The organism is Streptomyces sp. NPDC002564 (assembly GCF_042889645.1).
GTDB lineage: Bacteria > Actinomycetota > Actinomycetes > Streptomycetales > Streptomycetaceae > Streptomyces.
In genome coordinates, this window is record NZ_JBIARE010000019.1 from 60821 (window position 1) to 68805 (window position 7985).

Sequence of the window (7985 nt, forward strand, 5' to 3'; positions counted from 1 at the left end):
TCGTAGTCCGCGCCGTGTACGCGTCACAGGGTGTCCCACAGCGTGGACGGCGCGGCCCGCCGCACCACCGGCGCGATCTCCTCCGCGAACCGCTGCAGCGTCTCGATCTGCTCCCCGCGCGAGAGCCCGAAGCCGTCCACCGTGATCGACTGCAGGTCGTGCCCGTACACCGCGTGGTAGCCGAGGATCTTGTCGATGATCTGCTGCGGGGAGCCGATGAGCTGCGGCCCGTCCGCGATGGCGTCCTCGATGGTGCGGAACGGCGTGTTGTAGCCCGGCTTGCCCTCCAGATGGGGGCGGAAGGACTGCGCGGTCCTCGCCTCGTACAGCTCCTTGTAGCGCGCGACGGCCTGCTCGGCGGTGTCCGCGACGAGCAGCCCGCCGGACCCGGCCGCCACGCGCGCGTCGGCCGGGTCGTGCCCGTACGCCGCGAAGCGCTCGCGGTAGTGGCCGATCAGCGAGGCGTAGGCCGAGCGCGGCTGGACGGCGTTGGCCGTGAAGAGCGGATCGCCGTGCTTGGCGGCGAGTTCGGGGGAGTTGAGGGAGGTCGCCGAGCCGTGCCAGATGCGCGGGGTGCCCGCGTAGGGCCGCGGCACCGTCGTCACGTTCTTCAGCGGCGGCCTGAACTCGCCCTCCCAGTCGACGCCCTCCTCGTCCCACAGGCGGCGCAGCAGCTCGTACTTCTCGCGCTGCAGGTCCCACTGACGGGCCTCGTCGAGGCCGAAGAGGTCGAAGTGCCCGGCCTCCGCGCCCTTGCCGACGACGAGTTCGACCCGGCCGCGCGAGAGCTGGTCGAGGGTCGCGTAGTCCTCGGCGACCCGCACGGGGTCGAGGATGGCGACGACGGTGACCCCGGTCAGGAGCCTGATGCGGGAGGTGCGGGCGGCCAGGGCGCCGAGCACGACCGTCGGGCTCGAGGAGAGGAAGGCGCCCGCGTGCCGCTCGCCCACGGCGTACGCGTCGTAGCCGAGCCGCTCGGCGGCCACCCCGACCTCGACGACCTCCTCGATGCGGTCGGCGGGGGACAGGAGGTCACCGGTCAGCGGGTGCGGGGAGTGGGAGATGAGGGAGAGCACCTGAAACTTCATGATTCAACCCTGCGCGCCGAACATTGCGGCACTGTGGCGGCGGCGTGGCATGCGTAAGGGGCGACCGCCCATGGCGGTCGCCCCTTACCGGGTCGCGTACGAAGAGGGCGTCAGGCCTTCTTGCCCAGCAGGTCCTCGACCTTGCCGCGCACGTCGTCCGTGGCCAGGCCGCGGATCGTCAGCGTCGTACGGCGGCGCAGCACGTCGTCCGCCGTCTCGGCCCACTCGTTGTCCCGGGCGTAGACGACCTGGGCCCAGATCTCCGGGGCGTCCGGGTGGACGCGCTCGGCGAGCTCCGGGTTCTCGTTCGCCAGCCGGGCGATGTCGAAGGAGAGCGAGCCGTAGTGCGTCGCCAGGTGCTTGGCGGTGTCGGCGGCCATCCGCGGGCCGGGGGCCGGGCCGTCCACCAGGAGGCGGTGGGCGACGGCGCGCGGGTTGGCGATGCCGGGCAGCGGCAGCTTCTTCGGCAGCGAGGAGACCGGCTCGTAGTCGTCGCCCAGGGGGTGGCCGGGCAGCGCCTCCAGCTTCTTCATGATCGTGCGGCCGATGTGGCGGAACGTCGTCCACTTGCCGCCGGCCACCGACAGCATGCCGCCCGCGCCCTCGGTGACGACCGTCTCGCGCTTGGCCTTGGAGGTGTCGCCGGGACCGCCCGGCAGCACCCGCAGACCCGCGAAGGAGTACGTGATCAGATCGCGCGACAGCTGCTGGTCGCGGATGGAGAACGCGGCCTCGTCCAGGATCTGCGCGGTGTCGGCCTCGGTGACCCGCACGTCCGCCGGGTCGCCCTCGAACTCCTCGTCGGTGGTGCCGAGCAGCAGCATGTCCTCCCAGGGGAGGGCGAAGGTGATGCGGTACTTGTCGATCGGGGTCGCCAGCGCGGCCTTCCAGGGGGCGGTGCGCTTGAGGACCAGGTGCGCGCCCTTGGACAGCCGGATGGAGGGCGCCGCGTCCGGGTTCTCCATCGTGCGCAGGTGGTCGACCCAGGGGCCGGTCGCGTTCAGCACCAGGCGGGCGTTGACGCCGAACTCGTCGCCGCTCATGCGGTCCTTGAGCTCCGCGCCGGTGACCCGGCCCTTGGTGAAGCGCAGCCCGGTGACCTCGGCGTGGTTGAGGACGGCGGCACCGGCCTCGACGGCCGCGCGGACCGTCATCAGGGCCATGCGGGAGTCGTTCATCTGGTCGTCGCCGTAGACCGCGACGGCCTTCAGGTTGTCCGTGCGCAGCTCCGGCACGTCCTGCGCGGCCTTGGCCGGGGAGAGCAGGTGGCCGACGCCGTCGCCGAACGCGGACAGCGCGCTGTACGCGAAGACGCCCGCGCCGAGCTTGGCCGCGCCGTGCGGGCCGCCCTTGTAGACCGGCAGGTAGAAGGTGAGCGGGTTCGCCAGGTGGGGGGCCACCTGACGGGACACCGCACGGCGCTCGAAGTGGTTCTCCGCCACCAGCTTCACCGCGCCGGTCTGCAGGTAGCGCAGACCGCCGTGCAGGAGCTTGGAGGAGGCGGAGGAGGTGGCGCCGGCGAAGTCACCGGCGTCCACCAGGGCCACCCGCAGCCCGGACTGCGCGGCATGCCAGGCGGTGGAGATGCCCAGGATGCCGCCGCCGATCACCAGGAGGTCGTACGTCGCCTTGGAAAGCTGCTCCCGGGTCTCGGCGCGGCTCGGGTTGGAACCGGCAGCCGGATGCGTCCCGAGGGCAGGGACGCTCTGCAGGGTGGTCATGTGTCTTACTCCTCGCCACTCTCGTCGAGCCAACCCATGGACCGCTCGACGGCCTTGAGCCAGCTCTTGTACTCACGGTCGCGGGTGCCCGCGTCCATGTGGGGGGTCCACTCCGCGGCCCGCCGCCAGTTGGCGCGCAGCTCGTCGGTGGAGGACCAGAAGCCGACGGCGAGACCGGCGGCGTAGGCGGCGCCGAGGCAGGTCGTCTCGGCGACCATCGGGCGCACCACGGGTGCGTCCAGGAAGTCCGAGAGGGTCTGCATCAGCAGGTTGTTGGAGGTCATGCCGCCGTCGACCTTGAGGGCCGCGAGCTCGACGCCGGAGTCCTTCGTCATGGCGTCGGTGATCTCGCGGGTCTGCCAGGCCGTGGCCTCCAGGACGGCGCGCGCGATGTGCGCCTTGGTGACGTACCGGGTCAGACCGGCGATCACTCCGCGGGCGTCGGAGCGCCAGTACGGGGCGAACAGGCCGGAGAAGGCCGGTACGAAGTAGGCGCCGCCGTTGTCCTCGACCGACGACGCGAGCGTCTCGATCTCGGCGGCGGAGTTGATCAGGCCCATCTGGTCGCGCATCCACTGCACCAGCGAACCGGTGACCGCGATGGAGCCCTCCAGGGCGTAGACCGGCTTCTGGTCGCCGATCTGGTAGCCGACCGTGGTCAGCAGCCCGGAGTAGGAGTTGATGGCCTTGTCACCGGTGTTCATCAGCATGAAGGTGCCGGTGCCGTACGTGGACTTGGCCTCGCCCTCGTCGAAGCAGGTCTGGCCGAACAGGGCCGCCTGCTGGTCGCCGAGCGCCGAGGCGACGGGGATGCCGCCGAGCAGGTCGCCGAGGGGGCCGCCGGTGACCTCGCCGTAGACCTCGGCGGAGGAGCGGATCTCGGGGAGCATCTCCATGGGGATGCCGATGGAGTGGCAGATGCGCTCGTCCCACTGCATCTCGTGCAGGTTCATCAGGAGGGTGCGCGAGGCGTTGGTGACGTCGGTGACGTGCTTGCCGCCGTTGACCCCGCCGGTCAGGTTCCAGATGACCCAGGAGTCCATGGTGCCGAAGAGGATGTCGCCGGAGTGGGCGCGCTCCTCCAGGCCCTCGACGTTGGTGAGCAGCCAGCGGGCCTTGGGACCGGCGAAGTAGGACGCGAGCGGCAGGCCGGTCTCGCGGCGGAAGCGGTCCTGGCCCACGTTGCGGCCGAGCTCCTTGCAGAGCGCGTCGGTGCGGGTGTCCTGCCAGACGATCGCGTTGTGGACCGGCTCGCCGGTGTTCTTGTCCCACAGCAGCGTGGTCTCACGCTGGTTGGTGATGCCGATCGCCTTGATGTCGTCGCGGGTGATGCCGGCCTTGGAGATGGCTCCGGCGACGACCTCCTGGACGTTGGTCCAGATCTCGGCGGCGTCGTGCTCGACCCAGCCCGGCTTCGGGAAGATCTGCTCGTGCTCCTTCTGGTCGACGGAGACGATCCGGCCGTCCTTGTCGAAGACGATGCAGCGGCTCGAGGTGGTGCCCTGGTCGATGGCCGCGATGAAGGGGCCTGCGGTGTGTGCGTCGGTCACGGTGTGCTCCAGAAAGTTCTTTGGCTGGCGTACGAGGCGTCTGAGGCGGTCTTCGGTCGCTGTCGCGGGTCTACTTGAACGCGACGTTGTAGAGACCGCCGGCGATGGCGCCGCCGATCAGCGGACCGACGATCGGGACCCAGGCGTACGACCAGTCCGAGCTGCCCTTGTTCGGCAGCGGGAGCACGGAGTGGATGATGCGCGGACCGAGGTCACGGACGGGGTTGATCGCGTAGCCCGTGGGGCCACCGAGGGACAGGCCGATGCCGACCACGACGAGCGCGGTGATCAGCGCGCCGAGCACGCCGAGGCCGTTGCCGCCGTCGTTGAGGCCCTGGGTCAGGATCGCGAGGACCAGGACGACCGTGGCGATGATCTCCGTGAGCACGTTCTGGACGTAGTTACGGATCTCGGGGCCGGTCGAGAAGATGCCGAGCACGGGTCCTGCCGAGGGGGCGGCCTTCTGGTCGACCATGCCCTCCTCCACCGGCTGCGCCGCGAGGATCTCGGGGTCGGTCAGGTGGGCCTTGAACTGGCCCATGTAGGTGACCCACACCAGGAAGGCGCCGATCATCGCGCCGAGGAGCTGCGAGCCCAGGTAGAGCGGAACGTCGCTCCACTTGGTGCCGCCCTCGATGGCGAGGCCGAGCGTGACCGCCGGGTTGAGGTGGGCGCCCGAGACGCCACCCGCGAGATAGGCGCCGGTCAGGACGGCGAAGCCCCACCCGAAGGTGATCGCGAGCCAGCCGGCGTCCTTGGCCTTTGAGCGCTTGAGCGTGACGGCGGCGCACACGCCACCGCCGAGCAGGATGAGCACGGCGGTACCGATGGTCTCGCCGATGAAGATGTCGGAGCTGGACACCCGCGACTCCTTTGTCCTTCGTCCAGGGGAAGGCGAACCCCGGGTCCCTCCGGTGGTCCGCGACCTCAGGTGAGGTCGTTGCCGGCCCTTGGCCTTGTCACACTCTAGCGCGTAATGCCGGTAGGTGTTCGACAATGCCGACCGATGGACGCGAGTCTCACCCCGGGGTTACTCGCTCGTCAAGAGTTCTGTTATCGAAAACACGATCGTTATTGATCGTTCTGCCCTATCGGTGCCCGGCGGTCCCGCCCGGCTCCGAAGGGGTCCATCGATCGTCGCGCGGATGGCTGCCACCTGCACGTCGGGACGGGTGGGGAGCGGCGCGGGCGGCCCGGGGGCGAGAGGGGCGAGGGGTTCACGGCCGGTCCGAGGCGGGGGCGGCACAGGGCCGGGGCGGGAGCCGGGGCGACGGCAGGGTCGGGGCGGGCCGGAGGCCGCGCCGGGGTGGCTCAGAAGCGCCCGGCGCCCAGATCCCGTGAGACGGCACGCGCGCAGTCGCGCACGGCGGCGATCAGCTCGGGGCGCAGCTCCCCGTCCCGGCACACGCGCTCCACGGCGCCGGTGACGCCGACCGCGCCGACCGGCATGCGCCGCCGGTCGTGGATGGGGGCCGCCACGGAGGCGATGCCCTCCCAGGTCTCCTCGACGTCCGCCGCGTACCCGCGGGCGCGGGTCAGGTCCAGGACGTCCTCGAAGTCGTCGGGGTCGGTCACGGTGTGCACGGTGAAGTTCTTGCGCTCCACCTCGACCGCTTCGTTGTGCGCGACCGGGTCGTACGCGGAGAGGACCTTGCCGAGGGCCGTGGAGTGCAGCGGCTGCATGGCCCCCACCTCCAGGACCTGGCGGCTGTCGTCGGGCCGGAAGACGTGGTGGACGATCAGGACGCCCTGCTGGTGCAGCACGCCGAGGTGGACGCTCTCACCGCTGGAGCGAGCCAGGTCGTCGGTCCACACCAGGGCCCGCGCCCGCAGCTCGTGCACGTCCAGATAGCTGTTGCCCAGGCGCAGCAGCTCGGCGCCCAGCTGGTAGCGGCCCGACGCGGAGTCCTGCTCGACGAAGCCCTCCGCCTGGAGGGTGCGCAGGATGCCGTGGGCCGTCCCCTTGGCGAGTTCGAGGGCGGAGGCGATCTCCGAGAGCCCGAGCCGTCGCTCGCCGCCCGCCAGCAGCCGCAGCATCGCCGCGGCCCTTTCGAGCGACTGGATGTTGCGTGCCATCGCAGCCCCGACCTCCGTCCCCTTCGTACCTGTGCCACGTCCGACTTCGCACCTGTGCCACGTTCGACAATGCTGAACACTATCGGTCGTTGTCGACCTCCCGCTAATGCGCGGACGGCCCGTGTTGCGCTCCTTCACCCTGTCAAGCACCAGAACGGGCCAAGCGCGCCCGGCGCGTCCGTCTCGTGGACTCCTTCACCACGGGACCATGGTCCCGGCTACCCTGGCCGGGTGCGCCCTCCAACAAGAAGGCGCAAAGCCGACAGCCGTCGCACTCCAGGGAGCTCTTTCATGGCCTCGTTGCCAACCCCGTCGTCGCAGCCCACGTCCTTCCCGCCCGAGAGCAGGGCCCGGATCGACGCCTTCCGTGAAGCCCTCGCCACCCGCGTGGTGGTGGCCGACGGCGCGATGGGCACCATGCTCCAGGCGCAGGACCCCACCCTGGAGGACTTCCAGCAGCTGGAGGGCTGCAACGAGGTCCTGAACGTCACCCGGCCCGACATCGTGCGCTCGGTGCACGAGGAGTACTTCGCGGTCGGCGTCGACTGCGTGGAGACCAACACCTTCGGCGCGAACTTCGCCGCCCTGAGCGAGTACGACATCCCCGAGCGCAACTTCGAGCTCTCCGAGGCCGGCGCGCGCATCGCCCGCGAGGTCGCCGACGAGTTCACCGCTTCCACCGGACAGCAGCGCTGGGTCCTCGGCTCGATGGGCCCCGGCACCAAGCTGCCGACGCTCGGCCACGCCCCGTACACGACCCTGCGCGACGCCTACCAGATCAACGCCGAAGGCATGATCGCCGGCGGCGCCGACGCGCTCCTGGTGGAGACCACCCAGGACCTGCTGCAGACCAAGGCCGCGATCCTCGGCGCCCGCCGCGCCCTGGAGGCCACCGGCGCCAACCTCCCGGTGATCTGCTCGGTCACCGTCGAGACGACCGGCACCATGCTGCTCGGCTCGGAGATCGGCGCCGCGCTCACCGCCCTGGAGCCCCTGGGCATCGACATGATCGGCCTGAACTGCGCCACCGGCCCGGCCGAGATGAGCGAGCACCTGCGCTACCTGGCCCGCCACTCGCGCGTCCCGATCTCCTGCATGCCGAACGCGGGCCTTCCGGTCCTCGGCAAGGACGGCGCCCACTACCCGCTGACCGCGGCCGAACTGGCCGACGCCCAGGAGAACTTCGTCCGCGACTACGGGCTGTCCCTGGTCGGCGGCTGCTGCGGTACGACGCCCGAGCACCTGCGCCAGGTCGTGGAGCGGGTCCGTGGCGCCGAGACGGTCGCCCGCGACCCCCGCCCGGAGCCGGGCGCCGCGTCGCTGTATCAGACCGTCCCCTTCCGCCAGGACACCTCCTACATGGCGATCGGGGAGCGGACGAACGCGAACGGGTCGAAGAAGTTCCGGGAGGCGATGCTGGAGGCGCGCTGGGACGACTGTGTGGAGATGGCGCGCGATCAGATCCGTGAGGGCGCGCACATGCTGGATCTGTGTGTGGACTATGTGGGCCGGGACGGGGTGGCGGACATGGCGGAGCTGGCGGGGCGTTT

6 protein-coding genes are annotated in these 7985 nt (G+C 70.7%); 1 reads left to right on the top strand and 5 read right to left on the bottom strand.

Annotated features, from left to right (window positions below; genetic code table 11):
* Positions 1-23: 23 nt before the first annotated feature.
* The 5 genes from ACFYXE_RS36860 to ACFYXE_RS36880 all read right to left on the bottom strand — a co-directional run bounded on the left by ACFYXE_RS36860 (position 24) and on the right by ACFYXE_RS36880 (position 6435).
* Complete coding sequence (locus ACFYXE_RS36860; RefSeq protein WP_389320504.1) at positions 24-1088, bottom strand: LLM class flavin-dependent oxidoreductase; 1065 nt, start codon at positions 1086-1088, stop codon at positions 24-26.
* 110 nt (positions 1089-1198) lie between these two features.
* Complete coding sequence (locus ACFYXE_RS36865) at positions 1199-2809, bottom strand: FAD-dependent oxidoreductase (RefSeq protein ID WP_389320507.1); 1611 nt, start codon at positions 2807-2809, stop codon at positions 1199-1201.
* Positions 2810-2814: 5 nt separating this feature from the next.
* Positions 2815-4359, bottom strand: a complete 1545-nt coding sequence (gene glpK, locus ACFYXE_RS36870; RefSeq protein ID WP_361180941.1) for a glycerol kinase GlpK — start codon at positions 4357-4359, stop codon at positions 2815-2817.
* A gap of 70 nt (positions 4360-4429) precedes the next feature.
* Positions 4430-5221, bottom strand: coding sequence for an MIP/aquaporin family protein (locus tag ACFYXE_RS36875; RefSeq protein ID WP_389320511.1), 792 nt, complete (start codon positions 5219-5221; stop codon positions 4430-4432).
* Between the two features lie 449 nt (positions 5222-5670).
* Positions 5671-6435, bottom strand: a complete 765-nt coding sequence (locus tag ACFYXE_RS36880; protein WP_389320514.1) for an IclR family transcriptional regulator — start codon at positions 6433-6435, stop codon at positions 5671-5673.
* A gap of 291 nt (positions 6436-6726) precedes the next feature.
* Between ACFYXE_RS36880 and ACFYXE_RS36885 the strand changes: the two genes are divergently transcribed.
* Positions 6727-7985, top strand: a 1259-nt coding sequence (locus tag ACFYXE_RS36885; RefSeq protein WP_389320517.1) for a homocysteine S-methyltransferase family protein, incomplete at its 3' end; no start/stop codon positions are given.

Coding starts and splice junctions, on each gene's coding strand:
- ACFYXE_RS36860 (WP_389320504.1), bottom strand. CDS start 1,088: ATGAAGTTTCAGGTGCTCTCCCTCATCTCCCACTCCCCGCACCCGCTG.
- ACFYXE_RS36865 (WP_389320507.1), bottom strand. CDS start 2,809: ATGACCACCCTGCAGAGCGTCCCTGCCCTCGGGACGCATCCGGCTGCC.
- ACFYXE_RS36880 (WP_389320514.1), bottom strand. CDS start 6,435: ATGGCACGCAACATCCAGTCGCTCGAAAGGGCCGCGGCGATGCTGCGG.